The 16107-nt window shown below is 32.6% G+C and carries 13 protein-coding genes; 1 reads left to right on the forward strand and 12 read right to left on the reverse strand.

Annotation, left to right across the window (positions count from 1 at the left end; all coding sequences use genetic code 11):
* Nucleotides 1-20 precede the first annotated feature (20 nt).
* The 3 genes from EQ029_RS07495 to hflX form a co-directional block, all read right to left on the reverse strand.
* The gene (locus EQ029_RS07495; protein ID WP_011275891.1) at nucleotides 21-386 is read right to left on the reverse strand and encodes a MerR family transcriptional regulator; all 366 of its coding nucleotides are present in this window, start codon (nucleotides 384-386) and stop codon (nucleotides 21-23) included.
* A 202-nt stretch (nucleotides 387-588) separates the two neighbouring features.
* Nucleotides 589-1827, reverse strand: a complete 1239-nt coding sequence (locus EQ029_RS07500; RefSeq protein WP_011275892.1) for a methionine gamma-lyase family protein — start codon at nucleotides 1825-1827, stop codon at nucleotides 589-591.
* A gap of 19 nt (nucleotides 1828-1846) precedes the next feature.
* Nucleotides 1847-3085, reverse strand: coding sequence for a GTPase HflX (gene hflX / locus EQ029_RS07505; RefSeq protein ID WP_033079987.1), 1239 nt, complete (start codon nucleotides 3083-3085; stop codon nucleotides 1847-1849).
* Between the two features lie 109 nt (nucleotides 3086-3194).
* On the opposite strand from hflX, the gene EQ029_RS07510 reads away from it, so the two are divergent.
* Nucleotides 3195-3671, forward strand: a complete 477-nt coding sequence (locus EQ029_RS07510) for a glutathione peroxidase (protein WP_033079986.1) — start codon at nucleotides 3195-3197, stop codon at nucleotides 3669-3671.
* Between the two features lie 192 nt (nucleotides 3672-3863).
* Here EQ029_RS07510 and hfq read toward each other — a convergent pair whose 3' ends face one another.
* The 9 genes from hfq to mutS all read right to left on the reverse strand — a co-directional run bounded on the left by hfq (nucleotide 3864) and on the right by mutS (nucleotide 16031).
* Complete coding sequence (hfq, locus tag EQ029_RS07515) at nucleotides 3864-4106, reverse strand: RNA chaperone Hfq (protein ID WP_011275895.1); 243 nt, start codon at nucleotides 4104-4106, stop codon at nucleotides 3864-3866.
* On the reverse strand, nucleotides 4060-5058 hold the full coding sequence (gene miaA / locus EQ029_RS07520) for a tRNA (adenosine(37)-N6)-dimethylallyltransferase MiaA (protein WP_011275896.1): 999 nt from the start codon (nucleotides 5056-5058) through the stop codon (nucleotides 4060-4062). The genes hfq and miaA overlap by 47 nt, the downstream gene beginning before the upstream one ends.
* Before the next feature lie 15 nt (nucleotides 5059-5073).
* Nucleotides 5074-5997 carry an alpha/beta fold hydrolase gene (locus tag EQ029_RS07525; protein WP_011275897.1) on the reverse strand — a complete coding sequence of 308 codons (924 nt, stop codon included), beginning with the start codon at nucleotides 5995-5997 and terminating at the stop codon, nucleotides 5074-5076.
* A 292-nt stretch (nucleotides 5998-6289) separates the two neighbouring features.
* A complete protein-coding gene (locus EQ029_RS07530) occupies nucleotides 6290-7963 on the reverse strand; it encodes a glycerol-3-phosphate dehydrogenase/oxidase (RefSeq protein WP_011275898.1) in 1674 nt (557 codons plus the stop codon).
* A gap of 152 nt (nucleotides 7964-8115) precedes the next feature.
* Nucleotides 8116-9615 (reverse strand): glycerol kinase GlpK, encoded by a 1500-nt coding sequence (gene glpK / locus EQ029_RS07535; protein WP_138927305.1) that lies wholly within the window; start codon nucleotides 9613-9615, stop codon nucleotides 8116-8118.
* 130 nt (nucleotides 9616-9745) lie between these two features.
* On the reverse strand, nucleotides 9746-10564 hold the full coding sequence (locus EQ029_RS07540; protein WP_011275900.1) for an MIP/aquaporin family protein: 819 nt from the start codon (nucleotides 10562-10564) through the stop codon (nucleotides 9746-9748).
* Between the two features lie 226 nt (nucleotides 10565-10790).
* On the reverse strand, nucleotides 10791-11324 hold the full coding sequence (locus tag EQ029_RS07545; protein WP_011275901.1) for a glycerol-3-phosphate responsive antiterminator: 534 nt from the start codon (nucleotides 11322-11324) through the stop codon (nucleotides 10791-10793).
* A 15-nt stretch (nucleotides 11325-11339) separates the two neighbouring features.
* On the reverse strand, nucleotides 11340-13367 hold the full coding sequence (gene mutL, locus EQ029_RS07550) for a DNA mismatch repair endonuclease MutL (protein WP_016930677.1): 2028 nt from the start codon (nucleotides 13365-13367) through the stop codon (nucleotides 11340-11342).
* Between the two features lie 12 nt (nucleotides 13368-13379).
* A complete protein-coding gene (gene mutS, locus EQ029_RS07555) occupies nucleotides 13380-16031 on the reverse strand; it encodes a DNA mismatch repair protein MutS (RefSeq protein ID WP_011275903.1) in 2652 nt (883 codons plus the stop codon).
* Nucleotides 16032-16107 lie beyond the last annotated feature (76 nt).

The raw sequence follows: 16107 nt of genomic DNA on the forward strand, positions 1-16107 counted from the left end.
GGTAGAAATCCTCCAAAAATTTATTTAATAAACCGTGATAAATCCCCACGATTTATTGGCAAAGCTTCACCAGGTGGTTTCTGCGTTGCGTCTACAATCATTCTTTTTCTAATCTCTTGTTCATCTGATGTTAAATGCCCTTGATTATTAGTTATGATTTGTTTAATTCCTTTAAGGTTAAATCCCTTTTCAATCAAAGATTTAATTTCAAGGAGTCTTTCTAAATCATTTAACGAGAATAATCGCTTATTTCCTTCTGTACGCTCGGGCATGACAAGTTCATGTGTTTCATAGTAGCGGATTTGTCTTGCAGTGAGTTCTGTTAATTTACAAACAACACTCATAGAGAACACGGCCATATTACGTCTGATTTTATCGTTAGACATTAATAACCTCACCTCTACTTTTGAACTTGATACTAATTTAGCATAGTTTAAAGCGTATTACAAAAATATGTTAGGTTTTCTTACATAGATTTATAAAAGCTATATTTGATAGTAATTACAATGTCTTTTATAACAAGTAATTTATATTGAATTATAACTTTTTTCAAAAAATCCCTACTCAACTCAAGTAGGGATACATTTTCTATATCAAATTTTGTTCTTTTAAATAAGTAACTGCACGTGTAACAGCTAATTTAACATGTTCATATGTTAATCCGCCTTGTACATAAGCTTCATACGGTGGTCTAATAGGTCCATCTGCAGACAATTCAATTGAAGACCCTTGAACAAAAGTACCGGCTGCCATAATGACATCATCTTCATAACCAGGCATATAGCTTGGTTCTGGACTAAAATGAGCATTAATTGGTGAAGCATGTTGAATACTTTGGCAAAATGCTATCATTTGTTCTTTTGCATCAAATTGAACAGTCTGTATTAAATCGGTACGTTTAACATTGTATTTAGGAACTGTTTTCATTTTCATTTTTTCAAGGAGTAAGCTTGTAAATAATGCACCTTTCAAACTCTGACTAACTACATGTGGTGCTAAGAAGAAGCCTTGATACATCTCTTGTAACGAATACAATGATGCGCCTGCCTCTTTACCAATTCCAGGCGCTGTTAATCGATAGCCACAACGTTCGATTAAATCTTTACGTCCAGCGATATAGCCACCAATTTTAGCTAGGCCGCCACCTGGGTTCTTAATTAATGAACCTGCTATCAAATCTGCACCAACTTCAATAGGTTCACGTTGCTCTACAAATTCTCCATAACAATTATCCACAAAGACAATGACATTGGGGTATTGTGATTTAATTGCATGGATAGCAGATTCAATTTCATCGATAGTAATTGAAGGTCTTTGGTCATACCCTTTTGAACGTTGAATGGCTACTACTTTCGTCTTTTCTGAAATGGCTTCAATTGAGGATTGAATATCTATTTGTCCATCTTTTAAAGGGACCTCTTTAAATTCGACACCGTGTTCTTTCAAGCTTTCAATGCCATTTCCATTTACCCCTATAACTTCAAGCAACGTATCATATGGACTTCCAGTAATATATAATAGTTCATCTCCGTATTTAAGTGTACTTTGAAGTGCTAGAGTAATCGCATGTGTACCAGAAATGATTTGCGGGCGCACAATAGCATCTTCAGCTTTAAATGTATGTGCATAGATTTCTTCCAAATGGTCCCGACCAAAATCATCATATCCATATCCTGTACTTCCAACTAAATCACTCTCAGTAGCTTTAACGTAATGAAAAGCATTCAGAACTTTTTCTTGATTACTATATGCAATTTCTTCTATTTCTTTAAAATATGGTGCCAACGTCTTCTCTACGTCTTTAACCATTGATGTAATATCTGACATTTTCATATACTTCCTTTTATCATTTTTTATATCCAGTAATGATGTAAGTTTCATTTTCAGGATTAAAATTCATTTCTTCAATGAGTGTATGCTGCTTTAAGAAATAAAGTCTATCTGCGTTTGTACTAGGGACAATCTCTTCATAGAAACTTAGTGTTGATTTAACTTGATCTATTAAAAGTGCCTTTACTTTTAATTTATCTTCTTCATCACGGCTAGAGACAAAGATGGATGGAGACGCAGATAATGGTTTATCATCACTATCACCACATTGATCCTTCTTATTAAATATAACCTCTTGTGGTATTTGATTCATATCTAAATCATTAATCAATTGATTTACTGTATCATATTGAGAACGATATTCTGGATGACTCGCATCAACAACATGTAATAATAAATCTGCACCTTTTGCTTCTTCTAAAGTTGATTTAAAGGCTGCAATCAAGGTCGTTGGTAACTTTTGAATGAAACCTACAGTATCTGAAATAATTAAATTAAATCCTTCATTTATTTGAATTTGACGTGTTTTAGGATCTAATGTTGCAAAAAGTAAATCCTTTTCAAAGGTTTCTTCGCCAGATAATACATTGAACCATGACGATTTCCCCGCATTTGTATAGCCTACGAGTGCAATCTGAAAGACTTGATTTTGTTCACGTTTGCTACGATAACGTTCCCTGTGTTCCACTACAGTTTTTAATTGATGTTTAATTTCATTCATACGTGTTCGAATGTGACGTCTGTCCATTTCTAACTTCGTTTCACCAGGACCACGTGTACCTATGCCACCACCTAGTCTTGATAAACTCTTACCATGTCCTTGAAGTCTTGGCAATAAATAATCTAATTGCGCTAATTCGACTTGTAATTTACCTTCGCGACTGCTAGCTCTTAAGGCAAATATTTCTAAAATCAATTGTGTTCTATCGATAATTTTAATGCCCAAATTATCATTTAATGTTTTTGATTGAGCGGTAGTTAACTCATCATTCGTTACTACGACGTCTATATCATGGAATTCAATAAAAGCTTTAAGTTCATCAATCTTACCTTTACCAACGTAATATTTATGATCGACTTGTTCTCTATTTTGAGTAACTTGTCCTTTAACATCTAGCTGACAAGTCAAAGATAGGGCTTTTAATTCTTCCATTGTTGAATCAAAATTAAATTCGTTATCATTTTGAGCATGTACACCGACTAATACAGCAGTTTCCAATTTTTTCTTTGTTTCATGAGTAATTTGCTGAGTCATGTTATACATCTCCTTCTTATATGTTTCTCAAATATTCTATCATAGTGTCTATGCAAAGACTATCCACTAAAATTATGTTACATTAAACTTATATCGAAAGGGTGATACTATGGAAAATATATATGATTTTGTTGTACAAAAGTCCAATGGTGAAGATTATAAATTAGAAGAATACAAAGGCAAAGTAATGCTAATCGTTAATACTGCTAGTGAATGTGGTTTCACGCCACAATTTGAAGGCTTACAAGCATTGTATGAAAAATACAAAGACCAAGGTTTTGTGATATTAGGTTTTCCATGTAATCAATTTGGTGGCCAAGAACCTGGTTCAGGTGCAGAAGCTAATCAAAACTGTAAAATTAATTACGGTGTGACTTTCCCTATCCATGAAAAAGTAGATGTCAAAGGTGAAAATCAACATCCTTTATTCCGCTACTTAACTGATGCAGCTAAAGGAATGTTAAGTGAAAAAATCAAATGGAACTTCACTAAATTCTTAGTTGATCGTGATGGTAACGTTGTAAGTCGTTTCTCACCTCAAAAGAAACCAGCTCAAATCGAAAAAGATATTGAAAAATTATTATAGATATTGTTTTAATACAATAAAAAGCTTCATTATAGAGTGAAATAGCAACTCTATAATGAAGCTTTTTATATTACAAACATTCCTCTATTTGTCAAAAGTGCTAAAATTTGATGAGTTTATTACAAGTTACACTGTCATTAAGACCGTTGTCTACGCTCTTAAGAACTTGCAACGTTGCACTTTAATTACAACTTATTCTTCACTATTTACTGATTCTTCAGAATCTGAAACTTCAGTCTCTACAGTAAATGTGCTGATCGCATGTTTGTATATCAAATGTTGTTTACCTTGAGAAACTAAACTTACAACATATTTGTCAAAGTCTTCAATAACACCTTTCATTTGAAAGCCATTTAAAAAGAAAACTGTAACTTCTGTTTGTTGTGATTTAAAGTTCTCTAGTGCTTGATCTTGGATGTTGTGGTTTGCAATCATGTTTAGAACTCCTTTTATTTATTTGGGTTGTAATCTCATCTAACATCATTTGAAGTGACATTGTCTCTCTATTAAACCATTGAACAGTCAATTTATTCTTGAACCATGTCAATTGTCGCTTAGCATATTGTCTAGAATGTTGTTTTAACGTTTCAACTGCTTGGTCTATTGATAACTCACCATTCACAACAGGTACCAGCTCTTTATAACCAATTGCTTGCATACTTTGAGTAGATTCATAACCCTGTTCTACTAGGTTCTTCACTTCATTAAATAATCCGTGGCCCAACATAATATCTACACGTTTATTTATTCTTGAATATAATGTTTTGCGCGACATTTCAATCCCTATTAATAATGTATCATAATTTTCTGTAAATTGTTGTACTTTCTTGCGAGAACTTATAAGTTTTTTTGTATTTAAGTAATATTCAATAGCTCTAAGCACTCTTTTTCTATTATTTGGATGTATGTCTTTAGCAGATTGTGGATCAAATGTAGCTAAATAGTCATGCACTTCTTGATTAGTTAATGGTTCTAATTTTTGTAATTGTAACTGTGTTTTCTGTTCGACTTCTTTTGAAACTGTCTCATCATCAAAAGGATAATCATATATTAACGATTGTATATATAACCCTGTTCCTCCTGCTATGATCGGTATCTTTCCTCTTGAAGTTATATCTTCTATTAGTGCTTGAGCTCGTAATTTGAAATCGTACACAGAAAATGAGTCATCTGGATTTAAAATATCAATCATATAATGAGGAATTCCATCCATCTCTTCATTAGTAACTTTAGCTGTACCAATGTCCATTTGTTTATAAACTTGCATGGAATCCCCACTAATGATTTCACCGTTAATTTGTTTAGCAAGTTCAATACTTAACTCTGTTTTACCTGATGCAGTTGGACCTACTATAACTACCAAAAACGGTTTATTGATGTCACTCAATAGTTATCCCTCACTTTATTTTTTCTTTAACACTTGTTTTTGGATCCATTCAAACATATGACTCCAAATCATTTCTTTTTCATCTTCAAATAAAATTTCATGTCTTCTATTTGCATAAAGTTGGACTGTTATATGATTTATTCCAGCACGTTTGAATTTCTTTCCTAATTTACGTATACCTTTACCATAATCTCCAAATGGATCATCCTTACCAGAAATAAGAAGTATTGGTAATTGTTCATTCATTTTTTTTAGTTGATTATTATTTGCCGTACGTATCATATTCTTAACGGTTTGGTAAATTAATTGATTTGACACTAAGAAACCAGTGTAATCATCCTTAACAAATTTATTAATTTCATCGCGTTTAGATGATAGCCAATCACTACTTGTTTCAGGTTGGTCTATCTTTTTATTAAACGATTTATAAACAAATTGATTTACCCATTCTAGGCGACTACGCTTCCCAAAAATTAAAGTTATTAATTTTAAAACGATGATGGCTGGTATCCCTTTATATTTTGGATATTGACCAGTACCAGTGAGAATCAAACCTTGCGCAATGTCTGGATATTTCTCTACAAATAAACGCGCAATAATTGAGCCCATTGAATGTCCCAAAACGATATATGGAATATTGTTATTTGAACCGTGAAGTGTTTGAGCTATTTCATATGCATCTTGTGCAATGATATTCATATCATCGTAATGACCTCTTTCATTTTCATCAATATCAATACCATGCCCTCGATGATTATGTCGAATAACATCATATCCTTGATGTGTTAAAGCTTGCACAAGTGCTTCATATCGATCCATATGCTCAGCCATCCCGTGAAAGATATGGACGACACCAAATGTTGCAATCTTAGCCTTATCTACTTTTACTTCAATCATAGTGCCGTCTTCAACGGTAATTTTGAATGATTGTTGACTCACGCATATGCCTCCTTGTGAAATTATAACTTAATCAATAAAGCTTATATTCCTTTAAATATACCTTTCATTCTTAATGTTATCAAATTGTTAGACTCATTTTAACAACTAATGCTTTATAACATAAAATTACTTTATTTTATAAAAAATGAACTGAGATGAGCTTCATATTAAAGCTCTCTCAGTTCAGATATTAACTGCGAATTTGAAGTTTAAAATTAATTTACTAGTTAGTTATCAGTGTCATATTTGAATTTAATCAAAAATGTTAAATTTCAAAACATAAATACTAATTTTATTTTAATACTGCAAGTTGTTCATTTCCACGAGTCGCTTCTTCAATTGCAATATTAATTTCTTTAGTGAATTCGTTTTGTTGACTTTGTGTATAGTTTAGTAATTTAGCAAGTTCTTCAACGACTGCATCTTTATATTGTTTAACTTCATTGATATTGAAATAAAGTTTACCAGATCTACGAATTAAGAAATCAGTTGGTTTAAACACCATTTCATTTTGTACACTATATACTAACTCAACGTACAATTCTAAAGGTAATTTTAAATCTTTATCTTGTGCAATTTGTGCGATGTTATATAGTTTATCTACGTTAGAACCATATTTAGAAGCTAAACGTTTGGCAACATCGGCTTGAAGTCCGATCGCTTTACCTTCTTCAACTTTGCGTTCCACGAAACTTTCAAAGTTAGCGCTACCACCTACATCACCACCAGAAATTGGTGTATGTTTTGTTTTACATTCAGCAAATGTCAATTTATATTCTTGTTTCAAGCGCTTAGCTAATAAATCTACGATTTCAAGCGCCATATGACGATAACCTGTTAATTTACCACCAGCGATTGTTAATAAGCCTGATTTACCTTCCCAAATTTCATCTTTACGTGAAATTTCAGAAGGGTCTTTTCCATCTTCTAAAATTAAAGGTCTAACTCCTGCCCAAGTTGATTCGATATCTTCATCTTTCACATTAACATCTGGGAACATATAGTTAATCGCATCAATTAGATAATCTCTATCTTCCTGTGTTGTTAAAGGTTTTGTTTTGTCATTATCATAGAAAGTATCTGTAGTTCCAACGTATGCTTTACCTTCACGTGGAATTGCAAAGATCATTCTACCATCTTTTTCAGTGTCAAAATAAACAGCTTGTCTTAATGGAAACTTAGATTGATCAATGACTACATGGACACCTTTAGTTAAACGTAATTGTTTATTGTTACGTGTATAATCTTTTTTACGAACTTCATCTACCCAAGGGCCTGCTGCATTAATAACTTTTTTAGCGTTAATTTCATACATTTCACCAGTAAGTAGATCTTGAACTTCAATACCTCTTACTTTTGATTTAGAATCGTAAATGAAATCTGTAGATTTCGTGTGATTTAAAATTTCTGCACCATTTTCTTCAGCACGTTTCATAACTTCAATTGTTAAACGTGCATCATCAGTACGGTATTCAACGTAATAACCGCCACCTTTAAGTCCATCTTTTTTAACCAATGGCTCTTTGTTTAATGTTTGTTTTTTGCTTAACATTTTCTTGCGTTCATATTTTTTTACGCCTGCTAAACGGTCATAAGCAGTTAAACCTAAGTTAGTTGTGAATTTACCAAACGTTCCGCCTTTGTGCATTGGTAATAACATCCATTCAGGAGTAGTTACATGAGGGCCATTTTCATAAACAATCGCACGTTCTTTACCCGTTTCAGCTACAACTTTGATTTGAGCTTGTTTTAAATATCTTAAACCACCGTGAACAAGTTTAGTAGAACGGGAACTTGTACCTTGAGCAAAATCTTGCATTTCTACTAAAGCTACTTTCATTCCTCGTTGAGACGCATCTAATGCAATACCTGCACCTGTAATACCACCACCGATAATAACGACATCGTATTCTTCATTTTGTAAATTTTTCTTAATTACTTCTCTGTTTAATGTTGATAAAGCCATAAATATACCCCTCCGATATTTTATTTATGCGAAAAAAGAGAGACCTATCCATACAGAATCAAACTGTATGTAACAGGTCTCTCAAATCTCGACTGATGTATTAACTTAATTTAATCATATCACACTTCAATAAACTAAGCCATGTTTAGAGATTAATCTTCCAATTTAAAGACCTGAGTAGCTTCAACTGCTTTTTTCCAACCTTTATATAACTTAGTTCTGTCTTCTTCAGACATCTGTGGTGTAAATTCTGTTTCTAATTGCCATCTATTTGCTATTTCATCTTTACTATCCCAGAAACCGACAGCTAATCCTGCTAAATAAGCTGCACCTAATGCTGTTGTTTCTTGTATTTCAGGGCGTTCTACAGCAGTATTTACAATATCAGCTTGGAATTGCATGATAAAGTTATTTTTAACTGCGCCACCGTCAACACGTAAATTGTTCACTTCAATCTTAGAGTCCTTAGACATAGCTTCCATAACATCACGAGTTTGGTAGCATAAAGATTCTAAAGTCGCACGAATAAAGTGTTCTTTTTCAGTACCGCGACTTAGACCAAATATAGCACCTCTGGCCTCTGAATCCCAATAAGGTGTACCTAATCCTACAAATGCTGGTACGAAGTAAACATTATCTGTAGAATCAACACGTGTAGCATAATTCTCTGATTGAGGTGCAGAATTTATAATTCTTAGTCCATCACGTAACCATTGAATTGCTGAACCTGAAACAAAGATAGAACCCTCAAGTGCATAATTGACTTTACCGTCTAAGCCGTATGCAATAGTAGTTAACAATCCACTTTCAGATTTAACTGGTTCTTCACCAGTATTCATTAACATAAAGCCGCCTGTACCGTAAGTATTTTTAACATCTCCACGTTCGAAACAAGCTTGTCCAAATAGTGCAGCTTGTTGGTCACCATCGATACCTGAAATCGGTACCTCTTGACCAAAGAAATGATAATCTTTAGTGTGAGCGTAAATTTCACTAGATTCTTTAACTTCCGGTAATAATTGTTTAGGTACATTTAATAAATCAAGTAGCTCATCATCCCATTGTAAATCGTAAATATTATACATTAAAGTACGACTAGCATTTGAATAATCTGTAATATGTGCTTCTCCACCAGATAACTTCCAAACTAGCCATGTATCAATTGTACCGAATAATAAATCACCATTTTCAGCTTTTTCTCTAGCTCCATCAACATTATCAAGAATCCATTTAACTTTTGTACCAGCGAAGTAAGGATCTAACAATAATCCAGTTTTATTACGGAATGTTTCTTCATGACCTTGTTCCTTCAATTCATGACAAATTGATTGTGTTTGACGGGATTGCCAAACAATTGCATGGTATATTGGACGTCCAGTATTTTTATCCCAAATGACTGTCGTTTCACGTTGGTTGGTAATTCCAATACCCTCAATTTGGTCAGCGTTAATTTCATTTTCATTTAATACTTCAGTCATAACTGCTAATACCGAAGTCCAAATTTCATTAGCATCGTGCTCTACCCAACCTGATTTAGGGAAATATTGCTTAAATTCTCTTTGTGCAACACCTTTAATATCGCCTTCTTTATCAAATAGAATGGCTCTTGAACTTGTTGTTCCTTGGTCAATCGACATGATGTATTTTTCCATAAATTTTCTCCCTTTCTGCTATGTGAATAAAAACATTTATTTTTTAATTTTGAATAATAAGAAAGCGTACTATATGTATAGCACTTTTCCAAAAAAATTAACCACAAATTTAAGATATTTATTAAATTAATTAATATATAGACTCAATATCATTTGATTTATTAGATTTGTTTAATACTAAACCTAATACTAATGTTGCTATTACTAGTAAAATACCTACAGCACAAATTAAATCAAATTGTCCTTTATAAAAGACTTTATATATAACTGCTCCGAGCATACCTCCAGCAATAGGTCCTAATACAGGTACGATCGCGTATCCCCAATTAGAACCACCTTTGCCTGCAATTGGTAATATTGCATGAGCGATTCTTGGTCCTAAATCACGTGCTGGATTAATTGCATATCCAGTCGGACCACCTAAACTCAATCCAATAGCTACGATTAAACCACCAACAATAAGTGGATTCATTCCATCCGCAATTTTATTTACGCCAATAAATAAGATACCTAAACATAAGATTGCTGTCCCAATAATCTCACTTAAAAAGTTTGCAAAATAATTCTTAATTGCAGGTGCTGTAGAGAATACACCTAACTTTGCCCCCTGATCTTCAGTTGCCTTCCAATGTGGTAAATACATTAACCAAACTAATACACCGCCAAAGATACCTCCAAGCATTTGACAGATAATATAGCCAGGTACTTGAGCCCAACTAAAACTTCCATCCATCGCTAAAGCAATTGAAACCGCTGGATTTAAATGTGCGCCTGAAAACTTACCAACTGCGTATGCGCCCATTGACACGGCTAATCCCCAACCTGCTGCAATTACTATCCAATCAGAATCCTGTCCAGCACTTCGCTTTAAATTGACGTTAGCACAAACGCCACCACCGAAAAGGATTAGAATAGCAGTACCAATAAATTCTGCTAAATATACATTCATGACGAATCCTCCTATAAGACAAAAAGATTCCTACAAAAGCGCTAATAAAGGCATTGCAGAAATCTCTTCGTCTCTTAATCTAATATTAACTTATTTAAATCATACAGAAAGTTTGTAAGCGTTGTCAATACTTTCGTTAAAAAATTGTCACATTTAAATTGTTTGAAAAATTGTTTTGATCTTTTTTTATGCTTTTTAATTATAGCAAAATTGTTAAGGATGCTAACTACCATAACAAGCGATTGCTTGTTGTAACGTAACTAGCACCGCTATCAAGTGCTTGTACAATTTCACTTTCTTCATTAATTAAACCACCTGCTATAACTTTTGAAGGAGTCTCTTCATCAATAATTTTAACTACTTTATGTGCAATCCCAGGTAATACTTCAACGAAATCTGGTTCAACCTTCTTAATTAAGTTGATGCTTCTACTTAATGCTTGGCTATCTATAATAAACACCCTAAAAATCGTTAACTTATTTAACGATTTAGCCTTCTGAATTACTTTAGATTTGGTAGAAACGATCCCTTTAGGTTTATAAGTTTGAATTATATACTCACAAGCAAATTCATCAACAGCCATCCCTTTAATTAAATCAATATGAATATAAGTTTCAATTTGATTCGCTTTAAGTAATGCCATAACACTTTTTAAATGGCCGATATGCATATCTAATAATACGCATATCTTATAATCTGTTTTTATTAATTTCTCTAAATCTTTCATGTTGCGTATCGCTGGTAAAACATATTCCTTCATACGTCATTTTCCTCTCTACATTACACGTTTAAATAGTTTTTCAAGTTCATAATTTGAGAAATTGATGATTATAGGTCTGCCATGAGGACAAGTGAATGGATCTTCTGCTTCACGTAACTGATCAATCAAATCCGCCATTTCATTATTTTTTAAATAGTGATTTGCCTTTATAGATTTTTTGCAACTCATCATGATGGCAGCATCTTCACGCATTTTTTTAACATTTACTTTTTTATCGTTTAATACTAACTCAACCATATCTTGAATAATTTCTTCAGCTTCAGCTTTTGGGAACCAAACTGGGTAACTATTAACGATATAATCATGACCGCCAAAGTGCTCTAAATGAACACCCACTTTATCTAATTCATCTTGATATTGATCAATAATCATTTGTTCATCTTTTGAAAAGTGGAATGTCAGTGGTATTAATAAATCTTGAACTTCATTAGTCACTTCGCCAATTTTTTCTCTAAAATATTCATATTTGATACGTTCTTGTGCAGCATGCTGATCTATCATAAACATGCCATTCTCATTTTGAGCAATGATATAAGTGCCATGCACTTGTCCTACGACTTCCATATATGGAACTCGTCGAGATGGTGTGTTACTTACTTTACCTTTAATATCATTATTATCTTGCTTACTGTATAATGTTTGATAAGTTTTTGATGACGCTTCATCATTATTGCTTTGTTCAGTTACAACTTCTTCTGAATCGTTTGTAGATTCGTCATTTAATAATGATGCATCACCATTGTCTAAGTCATTCAAAATTTCTTTTTGAATTTGGAAGTAATCTTTGTCATCTGAACGTTTATTATTATGTACGAAATTTTCCGTACTTTCATTAATTAACTCATTATTATCTAAATCGTTTTTTTCTAAATTTGGATTTTGTAATTTAGATTCACTCATACCATAATAATGAGAATTTGTTTTGTCTTGATTTGAATTCTGTTGTCTTCTTTCAAAGTCTAATTTTTGTTGTTCAAATTGATTTAAGACTTTATTTTTTTTAGGTGTTCTATCCAAATCGTTCTGAGGAATTAAAATTCTATCCTTGAAAGCATATCGAATTTTCTCAACGATTAATTGATATAATTGCTCTTCTTTAGATAATCTTACTTCTAGTTTAGTTGGATGGACATTCACATCTACTAATATAGGATCCATTTCTATGTTTAAATAGCATATCGGGTAGCGTCCTATTGTCAGTAATGTATGATACCCTTCAATAATAGCTTTATTAAGTACAAAATTCTTAATATATCGTCCATTGATAAAAATTGAAATATAATGTTTATTACTTCTTGAGTGTTCTGGCTTAGCCACAAAGCCTTCAAGGTGATAATCACTTGTATCACCTTGAATATGCACTAAATCTTTTGCTACTTTTATACCATAAATCTCTGACATAACTTCATTTGTTTTACCTGAACCATTAGTTTTTAATAACGTTTTACCATCAGATATTAAAGAAATTCGTATATAAGGATGACTCATTGCCATTCGATTCACAATATCTGTAATTTTACCTAACTCTGTGTATAAGCTTTTAATATATTTTAAGCGAGCTGGTGTATTGTAGAAAAGTGATGAAACAGTTATATCTGTACCTTTTTTAGCTTTAGCAGGTTTACGACTTAAAATCTCTCCGTTTTCTGCATAGATTTCATGTCCATTTTCACTATCAGTGCAAGTTTTAAGTGTGACTTTAGCAACTGAAGATATACTTGCTAATGCCTCACCACGAAATCCTAACGTTCTGATATGAAATAAATCGTCATCGGCATCCAATTTACTCGTGGCATGTCTATGAAACACTAAATCTAAATCATCTTGTTCTATTCCAGTACCGTTATCTACTACTCTAATTGAGGATATACCTGATTGTTCTACCTCAATATTAATTTCTGTCGATTTAGCATCGATTGCATTTTCTAGTAATTCTTTCACAACTGAGCTTGGACGCTCTACTACTTCACCTGCTGCTATTTTATTAGCTAAAGAGGTTTGTAGTTCTTTAATTTTGCCCATTTTCAATCACCTCTATCTCAATTGATTTTGTAATTCACTTAGCTTAAGTAATGCTTCAATAGGCGTCATGTTTGATATATTAAGATTTTTAATCTGTTCCTCAATTTCACTAGTCATTGCTTCAGAATCAAATAAATTGAAAGACGCTTGCTCAAATTCATTCTCAATTGCATTCTTTGTTGTTTGAGACTTTTTATCAGAGTTGTTTGCATTTTGTGCGTCATCATCTGTAAACCCTTCGACTGAGGCTGAATCTTTAAGAACAGTAATGTTAGAATGCTCTTCATTATCGGAAGTATTTTGACTTTGTTCAAAAGCATCTAATATAACTTGTGCACGGTTAATAACTTCATCTGGCAAATTAGCTAGTTTCGCTACTTGAATACCATAACTATCATCTACAGCGCCATCTTTTACTTTATGTAAAAAGATTAATTCACCTTGATATTCATCTGCAGCCACATGAACATTTTTAAGACTTGGTAGTTCTTGATCTAAAGTCGTAAGTTCATGATAGTGTGTTGAGAATAAAGTTTTCGCATGAGATGTTTGAGCAACATATTCAATCATTGCTTGAGCTAACGCTAGCCCATCATATGTTGAAGTTCCTCTACCAATTTCATCGAAGATTATTAAACTATCTTCTGTTGCGTAAGTTAATGCTTTTTGTGCTTCTAACATCTCTACCATAAATGTACTTTTTCCTGATACTAAATCATCTGCAGCACCTATACGAGTGAATATTTGATCAAATATTGGTAATTCTGCTTTATTACAAGGAACATAAGCCCCCATTTGAGCCATGATGCTTATGATTGCTACTTGCCTCATGTAAGTTGACTTACCAGACATGTTAGGACCAGTTATTAGATATATAAAGTTATCTTTATCTAATTTACAGTCATTAGGTACATAGTCATTGTAGTCCATCACACGTTCAACAACAGGATGGCGAGAGTTCTCTAAGCTTAGCGTTTTATTATCACTAAATTCAGGTTTAACATAGTTGTATTTTTGTGCAATTTCAGCAAAACTTTGTAGGCAGTCAAGTTCAGAAATGATTTTAGCCTGTTTTTGTAGTCTTTCAGTATATGTTTTAATGTGTTCTCTTAGTCGAACAAACAGTTGATATTCAAGATCTACCGCTTTATCTTCTGCACCTAAAATAATATCTTCTTTTTCTTTCAATTCATCTGTAATGAAGCGTTCGGCATTGGACAATGTTTGTTTACGGTGATAGCCAAATTTACTAGGTTCAAATCCTTGTAAATTTGCTCTTGTAATTTCTATAAAATAACCAAACACTTTGTTAAAACTAATTTTAAGAGATTTAATACCTGTACGTTCTCTTTCTTTAGCTTGTAATTGTGCTAACCAATCTTTTCCATTTTTAGAAGCTTCTAGGTATTCATCTAATTGTTTACTAAAGCCTTGTTTAAATAGACCACCATCTTTAATGGAAATAGGCGGTTCTTCGATTAAACTATCTTCTAACACTTGTAATAAGTCTTCTAATGGTTCAAGGGAACTAAATTGATTTGATGCTACGTCATTCATACTTTCAAGTAAAGATTTAATATTAGGTATCTCTGAAATTGAATGTTTAAGTTGAATTAAATCACGCGCATTGACATTGCCATAACTGACACGGCCAACAAGTCTTTCTATATCATATACTTGATTTAAATATCCTCGTAATGTGTCTCTCTCAATAAAGTGATTCATGAATGATTCTACTATACTTAGTCTTTCTTCAATTCTTTCTTTATTGATTAATGGTCTGTCTATCCATTGCTTAAGGCGACGTGCTCCCATCGGCGTTTTAGTTTCATCCATTAACCATAAAAGTGTTCCTTTTTTAGATTTTAGTCTAATACTTTCGGTTAATTCTAAATTTCTTTTAGCATAGTAGTCCATCTTCATAAAATCCACTGCAGCATACGTTATTGCAGTTTCTAAGTGAGACAAATCTCGTTTTTGAGTATGATAAACATAATCGAGTAATAGTTGTGTTGCTAGATACATATGATTATTAGTTAATTGATTCACTTCATAGCTTGCATCGGAAATAGATTCTCTAATTGTTATAGTTTCTGTAGTTAAATAGATTTGCTTTTTAAGATTTTCATCAATTTCTTGGTTAACAACGATTTCATTAGGATTAATAGTTACAATTTCATTAATCAATGTATCTTCATCTTCAATTTGAGTGGCTTTTAACTCTCCTGTAGAAATATCACAATAACTAAGGGCGTAGTTACTATCTTGTTTAATAAAACTTAAAATGTAGTTATTTTGATTTTCATCCATACCACCTTGTTCCATAACTGTTCCAGGTGTTACAACTCTAACTACTTCACGTTTTACCATACCTTTAGTTTGTTTAGGATCTTCCATTTGTTCACAAATTGCTACTTTATAACCATTATTTATCAATGTCTCAATATAGCTATTAGCGGAATGATACGGAACGCCACACATAGGTATTGGATTCTCTTTTTTAGCATCTCTTTTAGTTAATGTAATTTCTAATACCCTTGAAGCTTCTTTAGCATCTTCAAAAAACATTTCATAAAAATCGCCTAATCTGAAGAATAATAAGCAATCTTGATATTGCGATTTAATTTTTAAATATTGTTGCATCATCGGTGTCGTGTTAGACATATTTTCACAACCTTACTAATTTTTTCCGATTTATTACATGCTTTTAACTCATATATTTTAACATATGAAATGTTAC

Origin of the sequence: Staphylococcus haemolyticus, from assembly GCF_006094395.1 — a bacterium.
In the GTDB taxonomy this organism is placed as follows: domain Bacteria; phylum Bacillota; class Bacilli; order Staphylococcales; family Staphylococcaceae; genus Staphylococcus; species Staphylococcus haemolyticus.

What these genes read in the sequence shown, in the direction of transcription:
- EQ029_RS07495 (WP_011275891.1), bottom strand. Translation starts at nt 386, where the DNA reads ATGTCTAACGATAAAATCAGACGTAATATGGCCGTGTTCTCTATGAGT.
- EQ029_RS07500 (WP_011275892.1), bottom strand. Translation starts at nt 1,827, where the DNA reads ATGTCAGATATTACATCAATGGTTAAAGACGTAGAGAAGACGTTGGCA.
- hflX (WP_033079987.1), bottom strand. Translation starts at nt 3,085, where the DNA reads ATGACTCAGCAAATTACTCATGAAACAAAGAAAAAATTGGAAACTGCT.
- EQ029_RS07510 (WP_033079986.1), top strand. Translation starts at nt 3,195, where the DNA reads ATGGAAAATATATATGATTTTGTTGTACAAAAGTCCAATGGTGAAGAT.
- hfq (WP_011275895.1), bottom strand. Translation starts at nt 4,106, where the DNA reads ATGATTGCAAACCACAACATCCAAGATCAAGCACTAGAGAACTTTAAA.
- EQ029_RS07530 (WP_011275898.1), bottom strand. Translation starts at nt 7,963, where the DNA reads ATGGCTTTATCAACATTAAACAGAGAAGTAATTAAGAAAAATTTACAA.
- glpK (WP_138927305.1), bottom strand. Translation starts at nt 9,615, where the DNA reads ATGGAAAAATACATCATGTCGATTGACCAAGGAACAACAAGTTCAAGA.
- EQ029_RS07540 (WP_011275900.1), bottom strand. Translation starts at nt 10,564, where the DNA reads ATGAATGTATATTTAGCAGAATTTATTGGTACTGCTATTCTAATCCTT.
- EQ029_RS07545 (WP_011275901.1), bottom strand. Translation starts at nt 11,324, where the DNA reads ATGAAGGAATATGTTTTACCAGCGATACGCAACATGAAAGATTTAGAG.
- mutL (WP_016930677.1), bottom strand. Translation starts at nt 13,367, where the DNA reads ATGGGCAAAATTAAAGAACTACAAACCTCTTTAGCTAATAAAATAGCA.
- mutS (WP_011275903.1), bottom strand. Translation starts at nt 16,031, where the DNA reads ATGTCTAACACGACACCGATGATGCAACAATATTTAAAAATTAAATCG.